We start from the raw sequence: 15785 nt of genomic DNA, 5'->3' as shown, positions 1-15785 counted from the left end.
GTGCTCGGCCTCACGAGCCTTGTGCCCAGGTGGGTTCACGTGTGGCGCTCTCCCTGATCCGGCGGCAGGACTCGGTGATGAGGCGGGAGACATGCATCTGGGAGAGGCCCAGTTCGGTCGCGATGGCGCTCTGGGTCATACCGGCGAAGAACCGGAGGTAGAGCACCCGTCTTTCGCGCTCGGCCAGCCGGCGGATGCCGGGCTTCGCCGCCTCGCGGTCGAGTACCAGGTCGAACGCGTCGTCCAGGGCGCCCAGCCGGTCGCCCAGGAGCGGCTCCCCGGCAGCGGTTTCGGCGTCGATGGACAGGGCGCTGAAACCGTGCAGCGCCTCGCTCCCCTGCCGTACCTCGTCCTCGGTCAGCCCGGTGTGCTCGGCGATCCGGGCCGGAGAGGGGGTGATGCCCATCGCGGCCAGTTCGGAGTCGGCTGAACGGACGACGTTGCGGAGGTTCTGGACCCGGCGGGGGACGTGTACCGACCACATACGGTCCCGGAAGTGCCGTTTGATCTCCCCCGTGATGGTGGGCACGGCGAAGGGTGCGAAGGCCCGTCCGATCGCGGGATCGTAGCGGTCGACGGCGTTGACGAGACCGATCGCCGCGACCTGGCGCAGGTCCTCCAGCGTCTCACCGCGATTGCGGTACCGGGCGGCGAGACGGTGGGCCATGGGCAGCCACGCGCAGATGATCTGTCCGCGCAGCCGCGCCTTCCCGGGGCCGTCGCGCAGTTCCACGAGACGGCGGAAGTCCGCTTCCGTGTCGGGGTCGTCGGCGTACCGGCTTTCATCGGCCATGGGGCGGCTCAACTCCTCGCCGTACGGGGATCGCTGTCGCCGGGAAGATGGCGGGCGGGGATGTGCCGTACGTCCGTGAGCACGACCCGCACGGCCTCCGTCGCCGGGGCGCGCCTCATCTCCGAAGCACCTCGTGGCCTTCCCACGTACGGGCGAGCGCGAAAACCGGGGAGCGGTATGTTCACCTGACCGGAGGCCGCGGGCGGGCCACTGCCCGAGAGCCGCTGGAGCCACCCGGGGCTTAGTGGCCGGAAGGCCCGCCGGGCCTGTTCCGCTTCCGCTCCTCCTCGCGTGCCTCGGCCTGACGACGGCGGCCCTCGTCGGTGCGCTCCGGGTCGTCGAGGGCCTTTCCGTCCGATTCCTTGATCAGCCCGCGGGCCTTGAGAACCTTGGCCCGCAGCAGCCTGCGCATGTCACGCATGGTGTCCTCCTGGGCGGTCAGCAGCAGTTCGACGGTGGATCGGTCCATGGCTCCTCGCAGGGCGCCCGAGGGGAGCGCCCGCACGGCGCTGCCCCTCCCGGGGCGACTGGGTGCCGTATATGTGGGGTGACCCCGAACCACGCGCGTAAACACGCGCACGGGCCGTCGCCCCCTGCCGGGGCCGTTCAGCGCGCGCGGGTGTGCCGGATGGCGGTCTGGAGGGCCCGGCGGGTGGCGGGCGGGAGCGGGATACCGTGGAAGCTCTCGACGAGTTGGTGGGCGATGTCCCGCAGTTTGATGTTGCTCTCCTGCGAGGCGCTGACCAGGGTCTGCCAGGCCTGACTGCTGGTGCAGGGCGTGGAGGCGATGAGGATGCCGCGGGCGATGTCGATCACGGGGCGGCTGCTGAGCGCGGTACGCAGTCCTTCGATCTCGCTGCGGAGCGCGGCCACCTCGGCGTTCAGCCCGGGTTCAGGCTGCGCCGGGGCCTCGGGGCCGGACGGTGCGACATGCATGTCGTGGTCCTGATCGAGTTGTTCTCGCATACTCCGGCTCTCTCCTTCCCCGCTCCCCCGCGTCCATGTCGTGCCGAACGTCGGCGCTTGCCGTCCCGCATGACGCAGCCGTCCGCGGGGAGGCCGGAGACGATGGTCGGGCCCCCTGCGAGGGGCGGCGCAGGGGCCCCACGGCAGGCGCGGCCCGTGGGGCGAGCACACCCGCCGGCATACCCCGGGCACGGCCGGGGCCGTCGAGGGGTACCACCCGCGGCTGGCTGACTTCTTCGCCCGGCCGACTTGTGGCGGAAGGACATGTGCGGTGTGCCCGGAACGCCCTTCCACCGCACGGAGCATAGGCATGGCGCCGAAGGCACGGCCAACCCGACACGCGGCCTTGCGGCGGCGCGATCCGGAGTGACGTTCCCCCACCGCTCGACGGCCTCTCGCACCGGAATCCGTCCGTTCCTCCGCCCGTGGGACCGCCCGCCGCTCACCCCACGTAGCGGCGTGCGGCCGACGTCCGGCGGGCCAGCTCCAGGGTACGGATACGTGCTTCGAGAGGTCGCGGCACGGGGGCACGCTGCCTGAGGACCCAGGGCAGCCCTGCCGCCGCCTGGGCGAAGCCCGCAGTGAGGCCCGGTCGCGGGGGACCGTGCGCGCCAGTTCGACGGTCCGGCGTACGGCGGGGATCCAGGGGCGGCGCAGCCAGGTGAACCAGAGGGTGTTCCGCAGGCCCAGGGTCCGCCGCCCGGTGCTGTCCCGGGCGGCCGAGGGCCGCGTGGTGGATCAGCAGCTCGGGTACGTAGCTCAGCCACCACCCCCGTCGCAGCAGGTCGGTGGCCAGGAGCTCCTCCTCGCCGCCCAGCCACAGGCCGGGGTGGAATCCGCCCACCGACCGGAAGGCGTCGGTCCGCATCACGGTCGCGGCGGCCAGGAACGAACCGAGGGCGGGCCCCGGCAGCCAGTCGGGGCCGGGCAGCGGGGAATCGCGCAGCTCGGCGACGACGGGGTCCTCCTCCCCCGACGGTTCGACGACGATGCGGGCCGTCACGGCGGCCAGGCGCGGCCGCGGGTCGAGGACGTCGGCGGCGTGCCGCAGGGAGCCCGGCTCCCACCAGGTGTCGTCGTCGCAGAAGGCCACGTACGGGCTGTGCACGTGTTCGACGGCGAGGTTGCGGCCAACGGCTCCCAGGTTGCGGCCGGGGGTCAGCAGGGTCACCTCGGGGTACAGGCGGGCCACCTCCTCGGCGGTGCCGTCCTGGGAGCCGTTGTCGGTGACGATCACCCCGGGGGCCTCGGGCAGGGCTCGCAGGGAAGCCAGCGTGCGCAGGAGTTCGGGGCGGCGGTTGTGGGTGATGACCACGACCGTGGTGCGGGGGTCGTTCATGTGCTCGCCCCCTGCTCATCCCTGTGAGCCACGCCCGGGCCCCTCTCGCGGGCCGACCGGGTTGACGTTGCCCTAGTAGTCCTCGCGCTGCGGGTGGACGAGCGGATCGCCGTACACCTCGGAGGTGGAGGCGAGCAGGAATCGGGCGCCGTCGCGGTGGGCGAGGGCCAGCGCGTTACGGGTGTCGAGGCTCCCGACGTCCATGGTCTCCAGCGGATGGCGCAGACAGTCGGCCGGCGAGCGCGGCCAGGCGAAGTGCAGGACGAGGTCGTAGGGGCCGGGCAGGTGGCCGATCACCGCGTCGGAGGAGACGTCGCACCGGACGAACCGGAAGCCGGGCCGCCCCTCCAAATGGGCGATGTTGCCCTCGGAGCCGGAGAGCAGATTGTCCACGCAGTCGACTTCGACTCCTGAATCCAGCAGCCGTTCGCACAGGTGGGAGCCAAGGAAACCGGCGCCCCCGGTGACAACGGCGCGGCACCAAGGGGCTGGTGTCGTCATCAATGACATAGGACGGCCTTTCATCCGCGGTGGAGAGGGGTCTCGACGCCCCGCGCACACCGGACAACAGGCATGACGCCGAGGGGAGATGTCGCCTCGCGGGCTGTTCCGCAGGGTGCGGCGGGCGGCGCGGGAGCGCGATCGACCGCCGTGTTCCCGACGGTCACGGCTGGCCGGGTTCACCGGCGAGTACGGTTCACACATCGAATTCAGTTCGCATGGGCGAACCTTCGGTTCCCTGGTCATCGAGGGGTGGCCGGGCCGGGGCAGGCCGATGCCCCGGCCGGGTCTCTGCCCGGCCAGGGCATGAGGGAGAAGGACCCCGGGGCGGCTCAGTCGGTGGAGAGGACCTCGATGAGGTAGCCCACGTCGGGCTCGGGCAGGGAGCGGGCCACATCGGCGGTGGCGACCATGCCGACGAGGGTGTGCCCGTCGATGACCGGCAGCCGGCGGACCTTGTGCTCCGTCATCGTGCGGAGGATCTCCTCCGCACGGTCGTCGGTGCCGATGGTGACCGCCTCACCCTGGGCCAGCTCGCCGGCCGTACACCCGGCGGGGTCCTTGCCGGCACCGAGCACCTTGGTCACGATGTCGCGGTCGGTCAGCATGCCCTTGAGCTTGTTGTCCGTACCGCAGATCGGGAGGGCGCCGACGCCGAGCTCCGTCATCTTCTTCGCGGCGTCCAGGACGCTCTCCTTCTCGCCGACGCACTCGGTACCGCTGGTCATGATCTCGCGTGCGGTTGCCATGGTCTTTCCCTCCGTACGTGTGGATCGCTCCGTGGCGCGGCGGGTTCCCTCCTCAGGGCATTCCTAACGCCGCTTGCCCCGGCGGGGCGAGCGGCGTGTCCGGTGCACCCGTTCGGACCATTTGTGGTGCGCCGCGGCCCTGAGGGGTACCCGCAGGACATGAGCACCGGAAACCCCGACCCCGATCCCCGCGACACCCCCGGCCTGGAACCGGGTGGCTCCGTCCCTCCCGGTGAGACTCCCCCCGCCGAGGGCAGCACCTCGGAAGCGGGGCCGCGCCACGCGCCACCCCGGGGGTGGGCCACGGCGCCGCTGATCGCCATCGTCACGGTCGCCGTACTGGTGGCCGCCTTCTTCCGCTTCTACGCCCTGCTTCTGTGACGGGAGCCCGGTCCCGGCCTCACGTTTGAACCCCGGCGGCGATGCCTCCCACCGAGCGGCGGGACCGCCCGGCGCAGGGCACAATTGCAGGCGGGAACGGATCGTCCGCTGTGCGAAGCGAGGAAGATCATGGCCGTACGGCACCACCTCATCGACCGGCCGCCGACCGCGGTCTGGTCGGTCCTGGAGGACGAGACCCTGTACGGGGAATGGGTGGTCGGGACCTCCGATTCCCGCCCTGAGAGCGGCCGTTGGCCCGAGAGCGGCGCCTCCATCACCTACCACGTCCATGTGGGGCCCAAGCGGTTCGCCGGGCGCACCGTCGTCCGGTACATCGACCGGCCGGGCACGCTGGAGCTGGAGGCGGAGGGCGGCCCCTGGGGGACGGCCCGTATCGCCTTCGACATCCGGCCGTGGGGCGAGCGGACCCTCGTGATCGTCGACGAGCACCCGCTGCGCGGCCTCGGCGGCACGCTGCACAATCCCCTGCTCGACACCGTGCTCCAGCTCCGCCACCGCACCATGCTGGCGCGCCTCGCCCGGCTGGTGGAACGGGTGACGGCCCCGGAGCCGCACGGGGGCAGGCGTGCCACCGCACCGGCCGCCGACTGATCCGGGGCTTCCGCCTCGTGCGCGTGCTCCCGGCCGAAGGGCGGTGCCATGGTCGACGCGGTAGTGATCGGAAGCGGTCCCAACGGCCTGGTGGCCGCCAATGTGCTGGCGGACGCCGGCTGGTCGGTGGAGGTCCTGGAAGAACAGGACGAGCCGGGTGGCGCGGTCCGCAGTGACCGGCAGGTCCATCCGGCCTACGTCAACGACCTGTTCAGCTCGTTCTACCCACTGGCGGCGGTCTCCCCCGTGCTGGCGGCGCTGCACCTCGAACGGGAGGGGCTCCGCTGGAGCCGTGCTCCCCGGGTGCTCGCCCACCCTCTCCTGGACGGCAGGTGTGCCGTGCTGGACCGCGACCGGGCGGCCACCGCCGAGGCCCTCGACGGCTTCGCCCCCGGCGACGGGCAGGGCTGGCTGGACCTGTGCGGTGTCTGGGACCGGCTGGGCGACGACATCGTCGCCTCGCTCTTCTCCCCGTTCCCGCCGGTCCTCGCCGGCGGGAAGCTGCTCGCCCGGCTGCGGGCGGCGGGCGGGCTGCGGCTGGCCCGCAGCCTTCTCCTTCCCGTACGCAGGCTCGGCGAGGAGGAGTTCACCGGCGAGGGCGGCCGGCTCCTGCTCGCCGGCAACGCGCTGCACGCGGATCTGGCTCCCGAGGCGGCGGGCAGCGGCGGCTTCGGCTGGCTGATGTCCATGCTGGGGCAGGCCCACGGCTTTCCGGTCCCGGTCGGGGGCGCCGGCGCCCTCACCGCGGCCCTGGTCAGGCGGTTGGAGGCACGCGGGGGAAAGGTGAGGTGCGGACAGCGGGTGAGCGAGGTCGTCGTCCGGCAGGGCCGGGCCGTGGGGATCCGTACCGCGTCCGGGGACACGCTCCAGGCCCGCCGGGCGGTCCTCGCCGATGTGTCCGCCCCCAGCCTGTACGGGTCGCTGGTCGCCGCGGAGCATCTGCCGGACCGGCTCCTCGACGACATGCGGCGGTTCCAGTGGGACTTCGCCACGTTCAAGGTGGACTGGGCGCTGAACGCCCCCGTCCCGTGGGACAGCCCGGCAGCGGCCACGGCGGGGACCGTGCACCTGGCGGAGGGCGTCGACGAGCTCAGCCGGTGGGCCTCCCAGATCGCACGCGGACTGGTCCCGGACCGCCCCTTCCTCCTCTTCGGGCAGATGACCACGGCGGACGCGACCCGTTCGCCCCGGGGCACCGAGTCGGCCTGGGCCTACACCCATGTCCCCAACAGCGTGAAGGCGGACGCCGGGGCGGACGGCCTGTCCGGCGCGTGGGGCCGGGACGAGCAGGAGAGGATGGCGGACCGGGTGGAGGAGCAGGTGGAGCGGTACGCTCCCGGCTTCCGCGGCCGCGTCCTGGCCCGGCGGATCCTGGCACCACCCACACTTCAGGCAGCCGACCGCAACCTCCACCACGGCGCGATCAACGGGGGCACGGCGGCGATGCACCAGCAGCTGGTGTTCCGCCCGGTGCCGGGCACGGGCCGCCCCGAGACCCCGGTGAAGGGGCTGTACCTGGCCTCGGCCTCCGCCCACCCGGGCGGCGGCGTCCACGGCGCCCCGGGCGCCAACGCGGCCCGGGCCGCCCTGCGTTCGACCCGCGCGACCGCCACCGTACTGAGCACCGCACAGCGGATGATGAGCCGGCGCGGGCGGGGAGGCCTGAGGTGAGGGCGGGTCAGAAGGTCAGCCGGGCCGTCGGGCCTCCGTGGCGAGGACCGCGGCCTGGACACGGCGTTCGACGCCGAGCTTGGCCAGGATGCGGGAGATGTTGTTCTTCACCGTCTTCTCGGCGAGGTGGAGCCGCAGGCCGATCTCGCGGTTGGTGAGCCCTTCGCCGATGAGCGCGAGGATGTCCTGCTCCCGGGCGGTCAGCGCCGCCACCCCCGAGGGCCGGTCGTCCTGGGTGGCGTCGTCGCGGAGGCGGGCCATCACGCGGGCGGTCGCACCGGGGTCGAGCATCGACCGGCCGGAGGCGACCGTCCGTACGGCCTGGACGAGGTCGGTGCCGGTGATCTGCTTCAGTACGTAGCCGGAGGCGCCCGCCACGATCGCGTCGAGCAGCGCCTCCTCGTCGTCGAAGGACGTCAGCATCAGGCAGGCAAGGCCGGGCATCCGGGAGCGCAGTTCACGGCAGACGCTCACGCCGTCCCCGTCGGGCAGGCGGATGTCCAGGACCGCGACCTGGGGGCGCAGGGCCGGGACCCGGGCGAGGGCCTGGGCCACGGTGCCCGCCTCACCGACGACGGTCAGGTCGGGTTCGGCGTCCAGCAGGTCGTGCACGCCCCGGCGCACCACTTCGTGGTCGTCGAGGAGGAAGACCGTCACCGGGGCCTTCCCGTCGGCGCCCGTACCGCTGTCCGTCATCACACGCTCCGTCATCTCTCGTCCGTGCCCACCGCGGCGGGCTGTGACGATCGTGCCCTACCGCCGAGGCCTGCGAACAGGGCCGGTCGGCCCTCATCGGCCGCCGGCCTACGGGCTCAGCGGGGCGCGCCAGACCAGCCGGCTGCCGCCGCCGTCGGGCGTCGACAGCTCCAGGGTCCCGCCCGCCTGGCGGGCGCGCTCGGCGAGGTTGTCCAGGCCGCTGCGGCGGCTCTGTTCCGGGATGCCCGTGCCGTTGTCGGAGACCGTCAGGCGCACCTCGTCCGCCGTCGCCTTCAGGCTGACCTCGACCCGGCCGGCGTGCGCGTGGCGGGCCGCGTTGCTGAGGAGTTCGCCGAGCGCCGCCACCACGTGCTCGGCCACATCGAGGGGTACGTCGGTGTCGAGGAGGCCCTCCATGCTGAGCCGGGGCGGGAAGCCGAGCGAGGTGACCGCGTCTCCCACCGTGCGGGAGGCCCGGGCGCGCAGGCTGGAGGCGGGGCCGTCGTCGCGGGCCCGCAGGCCGAAGATGGTGGACCTGATGATCTTGATGGTCTCGTCCAGGTCGTCGACGGCCCGGGCCACCCGCTCGGCCGCTCCGGTGTGCTCGATCAGCCGGGCGGTGCTCTGGAGCGTCATCCCGGTCGCGAAGAGGCGCTGGATCGCCAGGTCGTGGAGGTCGCGGGCGATGCGGTCCCGGTCCTCCAGGAGCGCGACGTGCTCGGCGTCCCGCCTGCGTACGGCCAGTTCCAGGGCGAGCGCCGCCTGCCCCGCGAAGGCGAGCAGCGGCTCCAGGTCCGCCTCGGTGAAGACGGGTTCGCCGACCGCGCGGACCAGCAGCAGGACGTCCGCTCCGGCCGCCCCCAGCGGAACGGCGACCGCGGGGCCCGGGCCTGCGGCCAGGTGGGGGTCGGCGAGGAAGCGGGGGTCCTTTCCCAGGCAGGCGGAGACCACCTGGGTGCCCGCCGCCGAGGCGGTACCGGCCAGCGTGCCGTCGACCGGTACGACGCGGCCCTGGAGGCCGTCGTCGCCCTCGCCGTCGCCCCCGTCCTCGCCCTCCGACAGCGCGACGGAGAGCTCCACGATCAGGTCGCCGGTGCCGGGGACGGGCGAGGACACCTCCGCCAGGCGGGCGCCGGTGATCTCGCCGGCCCGTCGCGCGATCAGTTCCAGCACGTCCTGGCGGGCGTCGCCCGACAGCAGGTGGTTGGTGACCTCGGCGCCGGCCCGCAGCCAGCGGTGCCGGCGCTGCGCGCTCTCGTACAGGCGGGCGTTGTCGATCGCCACTCCGGCCGCCACCGCAAGGGTGGTGATCACGGACTCGTCCTCCGCGTCGAAGTCAAGGCCGTCGCGCTTGTCGGTGAGGTAGAGGTTCCCGAAGACCTCGTCGCGTACGCGGATCGGCACGCCGAGGAACGTACGCATCGGCGGATGGTGTTCGGGAAAGCCGAACGAGGCCTCGTGCGTGCCCAGTTCGCTCAGCCGCAGGGGCTCGGGATGCCGGATCAGCTCACCGAGGAGGCCGTGCCCGGCCGGGAGCGGTCCGATCAGCTGCCGCTGCTCCGCCGTCATCCCGGAGGTGAGGAACTGGGACAGGCTCCGTCCGTCGGGTCCGATCACGCCGAGCGCCCCGTACTGCGCGTCCACGAGGTGCGCGCCGGCCTCGACGATGCGGCGGAGCACCTGGGAGAGGTCCAGTTCGCGGCCCACGGAGACGACGGCCTCCAGCAGGCTGTGCACCCGGTCGCGGGTCCCCCGGGCGGCGTTGATCCTCGCCTGCAACTCCTCCAGCAGCTCGTCCAGCCGCATCTGAGGCATCCGCGACAGCGGCTGCTCATCCCCCACAGCGCCCTCTTCCCCTCCGCCCCGTCATCTACCGCGCCACTCTAGAGGGCCGCCCCGGCCGTCATGCGCCGGAGCCCGCCCTGCGGGGAGGCAGGGCGGGCTCGTCGCGCGGGGACGGGGTGGTCGGGCGTGCGGGGACGGGAGCGGTCGGGCCTGCGGACGGCGGGCGTCAGGCGTGCGGGCCCGGGGGGGGGGAGGCGTCAGGCGTGCGGGACCACGGCGACGGGGCAGCGGGCGTGGTGCAGGACCGCGTGGGCGGCCGAGCCGATCCGGGTGCCGATCGGGGCCCGGCGGGCGCGCCGCCCGACCACCATCAGCTGCGCCTCGGCGGACTCCTCCACCAGAACCTGTCCGGCGCTGCCCATCTCGACGTGCTCCGTGACCCGGACCTCGGGGTACTTCTCGCGCCACGGGGCCAGGGCCTCCTGGAGCGCCTTGCGCTCGAAGGGCTCCAGCCCTCCCGAGGCGTCGGCGAGGGCCAGGGAGGCGCTCCAGGTGTAGACGGGCGGCAGGCTCCAGGCGCGGACCGCGCGCAGCGGGACTCCCCGTACGGAAGCGGCCTCGAAGGCGAAGCCGAGCACGTCCGCGCTGTCGTCGGGGGTGCCCTGCTGGCCGACGACGACCTCGCCGTTCTCGCGGACCGGGTACTCACCGTCGTACGCCCGGACGGAGACGACCGGACCGTTCGCCCCGGCGATCACCTGCTGCCCGTAGGAGCCGAGGAGGAAGCCGAGCAGGGCCCCGTGCCCCCGGGTCCCCAGGCAGAGCAGCGCGGACCGCTCGGCCTCGGCCAGCAGCGCCACGACCGCCGTCTCGGGCAGCACCCGGCTGGAGACGGACAGTTCGGGGTACCGCCCGGCCACCTGGTCCTCGGCCTCCCGCAGCACGGCACGGGCGGCCTGGGCCTCCGCCTCCCGGTTCTGTACGAGGGGGATGTCCAGCGGCTGCCAGAGCCAGGCGTGCACGATGCGCAGCGGCAGGCCCCGCAGGGACGCCTCGCGCGCCGCCCAGTCGGCCGCCGCCAGACTCTCCGGCGAACCGTCCACCCCTACGACCACGGCCTTCTTCACGAGTCTGCCTCCGTACGTCCGTGCGAACCGACCCCTCGGCCGGCCGCTGGAACCAGCATCACGGGCGGGGCCGGTCCGGGGGGAGGGCCGATCGGCCCTCCCCCCTGGGCCCGTTGGGCACCGGAATGCTGCAGGCGGCGTACCGGTGGCCCGAAGCTGACAATTTCCTGGGACTGACCCGGGACTGAAACGTGTGGCGGCGGGTAGGCGGGTTGCGTTTGAGAGCTTGAGAGCTGTGTGGTGCAGCTGGCCGACGGGGGACACGACGTGGAACTGCTGATGACGGACCGAGAGACCGGACAGGACCGGCGGACGGCGGGTACGGGCACCGTGCTGGGCAGTGCCGCGTACGACATGGGTTCGGGAGAGATCGCCCGGGCCCGGGCCTTCGTCCGGGACTTCCTGACGGATGCGCAGGCGCAGCACGGTCTGCCCGTGTCGGAGCGGGCGATGGATGTCACGCAGCTGGTGGTGAGCGAGCTGGCCACCAACGTCTGCAAGTACGCGCCGGGCCCGTGTCTCCTCGACCTCGAAGCGGGCGACGGCATGCTGAGCATCACGATGTGGGACACGGGTTCGGTGCTGCCCACCAGCCGGCAGGCCGACCCGACGCGCATGGGGCAGCACGGGCTGGAGATCGTTCTCGCGGTCTGCGAGAGCTTCGAAGTGCGCCGCGAACCCGTGGGGAAGCGTGTACGCGTGGAGATCTCACTGCTCGACGGCCCGCAGGGTGATCCGGCGGGCCCCGCGGCCGCCTGGTAGGGCTCCCGCAGCCTGGTCCCCGTACAAAGAAGTATCCCCCACAGCGGGCCGCTGCGGGGGATACTTCTTCGACCTTCGACCGGGTTCCGGTGGCTCAGTTCTGGGTGAGCATGCCTTCCCGCAACGTGGCGAGGAGCCGCGAGAGCAGCCGGGAGACATGCATCTGGGAGATGCCCAGGTGTTCGCCGATCTGAGCCTGGGTCATCTCCTGGCCGAAGCGCATCCGCACGATCTCGCGGTCGCGGGGCTCCAGGGTCTCCAGCAGCGGGGCCAGTGCGTGGAGGTTCTCGACCAGCTCCATGCCCGGGTCGCAGTCGCCGGTGATGTCGGCGTAGCTGGTGCCGCTGTCGGAGACACCCTGCTCGGTCCCGCCGAGCGGGAGGTCGATGGAGCCCGCGGTGTAGCCGTTGGAGGCGACGAGGCCGTCGATGACCTCTTCCTCGGAGATGTCCAGATGTGCGGCGAGCTCCGCGACGCCGGGGTCGTGGCCCAGGGTGGAGGTGAGCTCCTCCTTGGCCTTGGCCAGGGTGACCCGCAGCTCCTGCAAGCGCCGGGGGACGTGGACGGACCACGTGGAGTCGCGGAAGAAGCGCTTGATCTCACCGACGATGTACGGAATCGCGAAGGAGGTGAACTCGACCTCACGCGACAGCTCGAAGCGGTCGATCGCCTTGATCAGGCCGATGGTGCCGACCTGGATGATGTCTTCCATCTGGCCGTCGCCGCGGTTGCGGTATCTCTTCGCGGCGAACTGCACCAGCGACAGGTTCATCTCGATGAGGGTGTTGCGCGCGTACTGGTACTCGTGCGTGCCTTCTTCGAGGACCTGCAACTGCTGGAAGAAGAGCGTTCCCAGCGCCCGGGCGTCCTTCGGGGCGATCTTCTGCGGATCGTCGATCTGCGGGAGTACCGCGGGCGCGAGTACCGCCGACGCGGCGACCCCGGTCGTGGCCTCCATGGGTATCGACATTACGGACCTTCCCTGTGCCGGACGCTGCCGCGGAATCCCGCCTGCATGTGGCTGCGTCTACCCGCGTCGGCGTGGAACACGCGTGCGGAACGGCGGCAATCAGAAGTCGGCCCGGACCGGCGCCTCACGGACACATGAGTGCCGCCGTTGTGGACACCCGCCGGGTATGACAGACGCACCGAAGCAGCCGGGACCCGGCGATGAACACGCGGGCGGGAACGTACGCCGTGACGGCCGAGCGGGACCTGATGACCAGGTGGAGGAGCGGGCACCGGACCGTCCCACCGAGCTGCCCCGGCGCTCCTGGACGGCGGTGCTGCGCGGCACCCTGAAGGAGTTCAAGGACGACGAACTCGCGGACCGGGCCGCTGCTCTGACGTACTACGGGGTGCTGGCGCTGTTCCCCGCCCTGCTCGTGCTGGTGTCCCTGCTGGGCCTCGCGGGCGAGTCCGCCACGCAACAGGTCCTCAAGAACCTGCGGAAGCTGGCACCCGGTTCCGCCCGGGACGTGATCAGTGATGCCGTGGAGCAGCTCCAGGGCAACGCCGGTGTCGGTTCGTTCATGGCGATCGCGGGTCTGGCCGTCGCGGTGTGGTCGGCCTCCGGTTACGTCGCCGGGTTCATCCGCACCTCGAACGCCATCTATGACATGCCCGAGGGCCGGCCGGTGTGGAAGGTCCTGCCGCTGCGCCTCGCCCTGACGGTGACGTTGATGATCCTGGCGTGTGCCAGCGCGCTCATCGTGGTCTTCTCCGGCGGTCTGGCACGGCAGGCCGGTGCCGCCCTGGGGATCGGGGACACTCCCCTGGCCATCTGGTCGATCGCGAAGTGGCCGGTCCTGGTCCTGCTCGTCACCGTCATGATCGCGGTCCTCTACTGGGCCGCGCCGAACGCCAAGGGCCGCGGATTCACGTGGGTGACGCCGGGCAGCTTCCTGGCCCTGGTGATCTGGCTGGCCGCGTCGGCCGGCTTCGCGTTCTACGTCGCGAACTTCGCCTCGTACAACAAGACCTACGGCGCCCTAGCCGGCGTGGTCGTCTTCCTGGTGTGGCTGTGGATCACCAACCTGGCCATCCTCCTGGGGCTGGAGTTCGACGCGGAGATGGTCCGCCAGCGTGCGATCGCCGGCGGCCACCCGAAGGACGAGGAGCCGTACGTGGAGCCCCGGGACACCCGGGCCTGGAGCGACGGGGACCGCCGGCGGATGGAGCAGTGAGCGGTGTCCGCGCGCTGCGGGACGGGTGCGGCCGCCGTTGGCGGGTAGCCGGACGACGACGGCGTACACATCCGGACGAGGGCATTCCGCCCAACAGCCCCCGTCCCCGTGACGATTCCGACCGATCGAGGAGAGCAAGGTGACCTCATCATGAGCACAGCAGAGCGGCAGACCGACCCCACCGGCGACCAGGTGGGTGTGCTCGTTTCGCGTGCCTCGCGGCAGATCGCGGAGCTGGTCCGCGAGGAAATGCAGCTGGCACGTTCGGAGATGACGCAGAAGGGCAAGCGGTTCGGGAAGGGCGGCGGTCTCTTCGGCGCCGCGGGTCTCGTCGGCATCCTGGCGGCCCAGGCGCTGGTGGTGACCTGCATCGCCGCACTCGCACTGGCACTGCCGGTGTGGGCGGCGGCGCTCATCGTCACGGCGGTGCTGGCGGCGGTGGCCGGCGTGGCCGCCCTGGCCGGGAAGAAGCAGATCGCCCGGGCAGGCACCCCCGCACCCGAACAGACCATCGACAGCGTCAAGGCCGATCTGGCCGAGGTCAAGGAGAAGGCTCACCGATGAACGACGAATCGCAGAACAAGATGGGCACGCCCACCCCCGAGGAGCTGCGCGAGCAGGTCGAGCGGACGCGCGACGAACTCGGGCAGACCGTCGAGGCGCTGGCGGCCAAGGCCGACATCAAGGCGCAGGCGAAGGAGAAGACGGCGGCCGTGAAGGAGCAGGCCGCGGAGAAGGCAGCGGTGGCCAGGGAACAGGCCGCCGAGAAGACCGCCGTGGTCAGGGAGCAGGCCGCGGAGAAGGCGGCCGCGGCTTCCGGCCAGATCCGGGAGAAGGCCGGGCAGGCCGCGCAGTTGGTGAAGGACCGGACGCCGGACGCCGTGCTGGAGAAGACGGCACAGGCCACCGCACAGGTGCGTGAGAGCGCGGCCCAGGCCCGGCGGTACGCGGCGGAGAAGACCCCCGACCCGCTGCTGGAGAAGGCGGACCGGGCCGCAACGGCCGCCCGCGCCAACCGCACCCCGCTCGTCGTGGGTGGTGCGGTGCTGGTCGCCTTCCTGCTGATCCGTCGCAGCCGGGGACGTAACCGATGAAGCCGTCCAAGATCGCCTACAAGCCGGTCGGTTTCGCCCTGGGTGCGCTCAGCGGCATGATCGCGGGCGCCGCGTTCAAGCAGACGTGGAAGCTCATAGAGGGCGAGGGCGACGCCCCCGACGCCCTGGACGAGGACCGCCCGTGGGGGCAGATCCTCCTCGCCGCCGCCGTACAGGGCGCGATCTTCGCCGTGGTCAAGGCCGCGGTCGAACGCTCGGGCGCCCAGGCGACCCGCCGCGTCACGGGCACCTGGCCGGCCTGACCCGCCGCGGTGCCGGCCCACGCACGAGCGGGCCGGCACCGCCCGGACGGCGGCCCGGAGTACGGGTCAGGCGCTGAGCATCTGGAGAGGGACCTCGACGGCGCCGTACGCGACGAGCCCGCAGACCGCGGCGGCCCCCAGCGTCAGAGCGCGCTCCTTGTGGTCCCGGGCCATCAGCAGCGGGATCAGGACGAACAGCGCCAGACAGGCGTACGCCTCCGGCATGTAGCCGAGGTCCACGGCGTACATCAGCCCCTCCATCCCCCAGAGCCCCGCGAACGCACCCAGGCTCAGAACGCGGCGCCGCACGTCCAGGCCTCGCCGCCACCACCAGCCCGCCGCACCGAACAAGGGCCCGGCGACGAGCCCCAGCCCGAGCCACACCAGCGGGAAGAAGAGACTGCCCGCCCCGTCCCGCCCGAACTCGGCGTAGCCGTAGTACCCGACCACCAGCCCGACCTCCGCGACCGCGCCGCCCGACGCGGCGTGGACGACCCGCTCCTGCCGGTACAGCACCGCGCCGACGGCGAAGGCGACGGCGGACCAGACCGCACCCGAGTTGGCGAGCTGCTGCCACGTGTCGGGCAGCCATCCCTGGGCCAGGTTGGTCAGCACACCGAGAAGCAGACCGCCCCCGGCCGCCACCGCGGCGCGGCCGACCCGGGTGCGCACGTCGCCTCTCGGCGCGGCGGGGGCGGCCGGGACGCCCGGGGCGTCCGGGATGGTGCTGGTGGTCATCGCCATCTCCATGGTCACGGTCTCGGCTTCGGGGAGCTCTTCCGGGGCTGCGGGGCTGCGGGGCTCTCGGAGGTTCTCAGGAGTTCGCGACTATACACCTCACGTATACATGCAGTGCATAG

17 protein-coding genes and 2 pseudogenes are annotated in these 15785 nt (G+C 72.4%); 8 read left to right on the top strand and 11 right to left on the bottom strand.

Features of this window, described 5'->3' with window-relative positions:
• Positions 1-10: 10 nt before the first annotated feature.
• The 6 genes and pseudogenes from IF17_RS0126165 to IF17_RS0126140 all read right to left on the bottom strand — a co-directional run bounded on the left by IF17_RS0126165 (position 11) and on the right by IF17_RS0126140 (position 4348).
• Entirely contained in the window at positions 11-793 is a 783-nt protein-coding gene (locus tag IF17_RS0126165; protein ID WP_030570569.1) for a SigB/SigF/SigG family RNA polymerase sigma factor, read from the bottom strand.
• 241 nt (positions 794-1034) lie between these two features.
• Complete coding sequence (locus IF17_RS0126160) at positions 1035-1262, bottom strand: hypothetical protein (protein WP_030570566.1); 228 nt, start codon at positions 1260-1262, stop codon at positions 1035-1037.
• A gap of 137 nt (positions 1263-1399) precedes the next feature.
• Positions 1400-1759, bottom strand: a complete 360-nt coding sequence (locus IF17_RS1000000139040; RefSeq protein ID WP_051884123.1) for an ANTAR domain-containing protein — start codon at positions 1757-1759, stop codon at positions 1400-1402.
• Between the two features lie 442 nt (positions 1760-2201).
• Positions 2202-3098: pseudogene (locus tag IF17_RS01000000136695) on the bottom strand (glycosyltransferase family 2 protein).
• 75 nt (positions 3099-3173) lie between these two features.
• Positions 3174-3623, bottom strand: a pseudogene (locus IF17_RS0126145) (NAD-dependent epimerase/dehydratase family protein); the annotation flags it as partial.
• A gap of 308 nt (positions 3624-3931) precedes the next feature.
• Positions 3932-4348 carry a CBS domain-containing protein gene (locus IF17_RS0126140; RefSeq protein WP_030570559.1) on the bottom strand — a complete coding sequence of 139 codons (417 nt, stop codon included), beginning with the start codon at positions 4346-4348 and terminating at the stop codon, positions 3932-3934.
• A gap of 159 nt (positions 4349-4507) precedes the next feature.
• On the opposite strand from IF17_RS0126140, the gene IF17_RS0126135 reads away from it, so the two are divergent.
• The 3 genes from IF17_RS0126135 to IF17_RS0126125 all read left to right on the top strand — a co-directional run bounded on the left by IF17_RS0126135 (position 4508) and on the right by IF17_RS0126125 (position 7012).
• Positions 4508-4729 (top strand): DUF6480 family protein, encoded by a 222-nt coding sequence (locus IF17_RS0126135; protein ID WP_030570557.1) that lies wholly within the window; start codon positions 4508-4510, stop codon positions 4727-4729.
• 129 nt (positions 4730-4858) lie between these two features.
• Positions 4859-5341: an SRPBCC family protein gene (locus IF17_RS0126130; protein ID WP_030570555.1), complete on the top strand. Its 483-nt coding sequence runs from the start codon at positions 4859-4861 to the stop codon at positions 5339-5341.
• A 48-nt stretch (positions 5342-5389) separates the two neighbouring features.
• On the top strand, positions 5390-7012 hold the full coding sequence (locus tag IF17_RS0126125; RefSeq protein WP_030570553.1) for a phytoene desaturase family protein: 1623 nt from the start codon (positions 5390-5392) through the stop codon (positions 7010-7012).
• A gap of 15 nt (positions 7013-7027) precedes the next feature.
• Here the strand turns inward: IF17_RS0126125 and IF17_RS0126120 are convergent, their stop codons facing one another.
• The 3 genes from IF17_RS0126120 to IF17_RS0126110 all read right to left on the bottom strand — a co-directional run bounded on the left by IF17_RS0126120 (position 7028) and on the right by IF17_RS0126110 (position 10620).
• Positions 7028-7708, bottom strand: coding sequence for a response regulator (locus tag IF17_RS0126120; RefSeq protein WP_030570551.1), 681 nt, complete (start codon positions 7706-7708; stop codon positions 7028-7030).
• A 108-nt stretch (positions 7709-7816) separates the two neighbouring features.
• Positions 7817-9550: a sensor histidine kinase gene (locus IF17_RS0126115; RefSeq protein ID WP_030570549.1), complete on the bottom strand. Its 1734-nt coding sequence runs from the start codon at positions 9548-9550 to the stop codon at positions 7817-7819.
• 200 nt (positions 9551-9750) lie between these two features.
• Positions 9751-10620 carry a universal stress protein gene (locus tag IF17_RS0126110; protein WP_030570545.1) on the bottom strand — a complete coding sequence of 290 codons (870 nt, stop codon included), beginning with the start codon at positions 10618-10620 and terminating at the stop codon, positions 9751-9753.
• Positions 10621-10899: 279 nt separating this feature from the next.
• Here IF17_RS0126110 and IF17_RS0126105 point away from each other — a divergent pair, with 279 nt between their 5' ends.
• Positions 10900-11382: an ATP-binding protein gene (locus tag IF17_RS0126105; protein ID WP_106980239.1), complete on the top strand. Its 483-nt coding sequence runs from the start codon at positions 10900-10902 to the stop codon at positions 11380-11382.
• A 94-nt stretch (positions 11383-11476) separates the two neighbouring features.
• Here IF17_RS0126105 and IF17_RS0126100 read toward each other — a convergent pair whose 3' ends face one another.
• Entirely contained in the window at positions 11477-12352 is an 876-nt protein-coding gene (locus tag IF17_RS0126100; protein WP_030570538.1) for an RNA polymerase sigma factor SigF, read from the bottom strand.
• 166 nt (positions 12353-12518) lie between these two features.
• On the opposite strand from IF17_RS0126100, the gene IF17_RS0126095 reads away from it, so the two are divergent.
• From IF17_RS0126095 to IF17_RS0126080, 4 genes are all read left to right on the top strand, one after another.
• The gene (locus tag IF17_RS0126095) at positions 12519-13568 is read left to right on the top strand and encodes a YihY/virulence factor BrkB family protein (protein ID WP_076968642.1); all 1050 of its coding nucleotides are present in this window, start codon (positions 12519-12521) and stop codon (positions 13566-13568) included.
• Positions 13569-13718: 150 nt separating this feature from the next.
• Positions 13719-14132 carry a phage holin family protein gene (locus IF17_RS0126090; RefSeq protein ID WP_030570532.1) on the top strand — a complete coding sequence of 138 codons (414 nt, stop codon included), beginning with the start codon at positions 13719-13721 and terminating at the stop codon, positions 14130-14132.
• Positions 14129-14662: a DUF3618 domain-containing protein gene (locus tag IF17_RS0126085; RefSeq protein WP_030570529.1), complete on the top strand. Its 534-nt coding sequence runs from the start codon at positions 14129-14131 to the stop codon at positions 14660-14662. The genes IF17_RS0126090 and IF17_RS0126085 overlap by 4 nt, the downstream gene beginning before the upstream one ends.
• Positions 14659-14925, top strand: a complete 267-nt coding sequence (locus IF17_RS0126080) for a DUF4235 domain-containing protein (RefSeq protein WP_030570527.1) — start codon at positions 14659-14661, stop codon at positions 14923-14925. The genes IF17_RS0126085 and IF17_RS0126080 overlap by 4 nt, the downstream gene beginning before the upstream one ends.
• Positions 14926-14991: 66 nt before the next feature.
• On the opposite strand, the gene IF17_RS1000000137225 is transcribed toward IF17_RS0126080, so the two are convergent.
• Positions 14992-15663, bottom strand: coding sequence for a DUF6518 family protein (locus IF17_RS1000000137225; protein ID WP_220276757.1), 672 nt, complete (start codon positions 15661-15663; stop codon positions 14992-14994).
• Between the last annotated feature and the right edge of the window lie 122 nt (positions 15664-15785).

It is taken from the genome of Streptomyces cyaneofuscatus, assembly GCF_000718135.1.
Classification (GTDB): Bacteria; Actinomycetota; Actinomycetes; order Streptomycetales; family Streptomycetaceae; genus Streptomyces; species Streptomyces cyaneofuscatus.
Note: the sequence above shows the minus strand (reverse complement) of the source record. Positions and strands in the feature narration are given on the sequence as shown.

What these genes read in the sequence shown, in the direction of transcription:
- IF17_RS0126085 (WP_030570529.1), top strand. Translation starts at nt 14,129, where the DNA reads ATGAACGACGAATCGCAGAACAAGATGGGCACGCCCACCCCCGAGGAG.
- IF17_RS0126080 (WP_030570527.1), top strand. Translation starts at nt 14,659, where the DNA reads ATGAAGCCGTCCAAGATCGCCTACAAGCCGGTCGGTTTCGCCCTGGGT.
- IF17_RS0126090 (WP_030570532.1), top strand. Translation starts at nt 13,719, where the DNA reads ATGAGCACAGCAGAGCGGCAGACCGACCCCACCGGCGACCAGGTGGGT.
- IF17_RS0126135 (WP_030570557.1), top strand. Translation starts at nt 4,508, where the DNA reads ATGAGCACCGGAAACCCCGACCCCGATCCCCGCGACACCCCCGGCCTG.
- IF17_RS0126125 (WP_030570553.1), top strand. Translation starts at nt 5,390, where the DNA reads ATGGTCGACGCGGTAGTGATCGGAAGCGGTCCCAACGGCCTGGTGGCC.
- IF17_RS0126140 (WP_030570559.1), bottom strand. Translation starts at nt 4,348, where the DNA reads ATGGCAACCGCACGCGAGATCATGACCAGCGGTACCGAGTGCGTCGGC.
- IF17_RS0126160 (WP_030570566.1), bottom strand. Translation starts at nt 1,262, where the DNA reads ATGGACCGATCCACCGTCGAACTGCTGCTGACCGCCCAGGAGGACACC.
- IF17_RS0126105 (WP_106980239.1), top strand. Translation starts at nt 10,900, where the DNA reads ATGACGGACCGAGAGACCGGACAGGACCGGCGGACGGCGGGTACGGGC.
- IF17_RS0126130 (WP_030570555.1), top strand. Translation starts at nt 4,859, where the DNA reads ATGGCCGTACGGCACCACCTCATCGACCGGCCGCCGACCGCGGTCTGG.
- IF17_RS0126120 (WP_030570551.1), bottom strand. Translation starts at nt 7,708, where the DNA reads ATGACGGACAGCGGTACGGGCGCCGACGGGAAGGCCCCGGTGACGGTC.
- IF17_RS1000000137225 (WP_220276757.1), bottom strand. Translation starts at nt 15,663, where the DNA reads ATGACCACCAGCACCATCCCGGACGCCCCGGGCGTCCCGGCCGCCCCC.
- IF17_RS1000000139040 (WP_051884123.1), bottom strand. Translation starts at nt 1,759, where the DNA reads ATGCGAGAACAACTCGATCAGGACCACGACATGCATGTCGCACCGTCC.
- IF17_RS0126100 (WP_030570538.1), bottom strand. Translation starts at nt 12,352, where the DNA reads ATGTCGATACCCATGGAGGCCACGACCGGGGTCGCCGCGTCGGCGGTA.
- IF17_RS0126165 (WP_030570569.1), bottom strand. Translation starts at nt 793, where the DNA reads ATGGCCGATGAAAGCCGGTACGCCGACGACCCCGACACGGAAGCGGAC.
- IF17_RS0126095 (WP_076968642.1), top strand. Translation starts at nt 12,519, where the DNA reads ATGACAGACGCACCGAAGCAGCCGGGACCCGGCGATGAACACGCGGGC.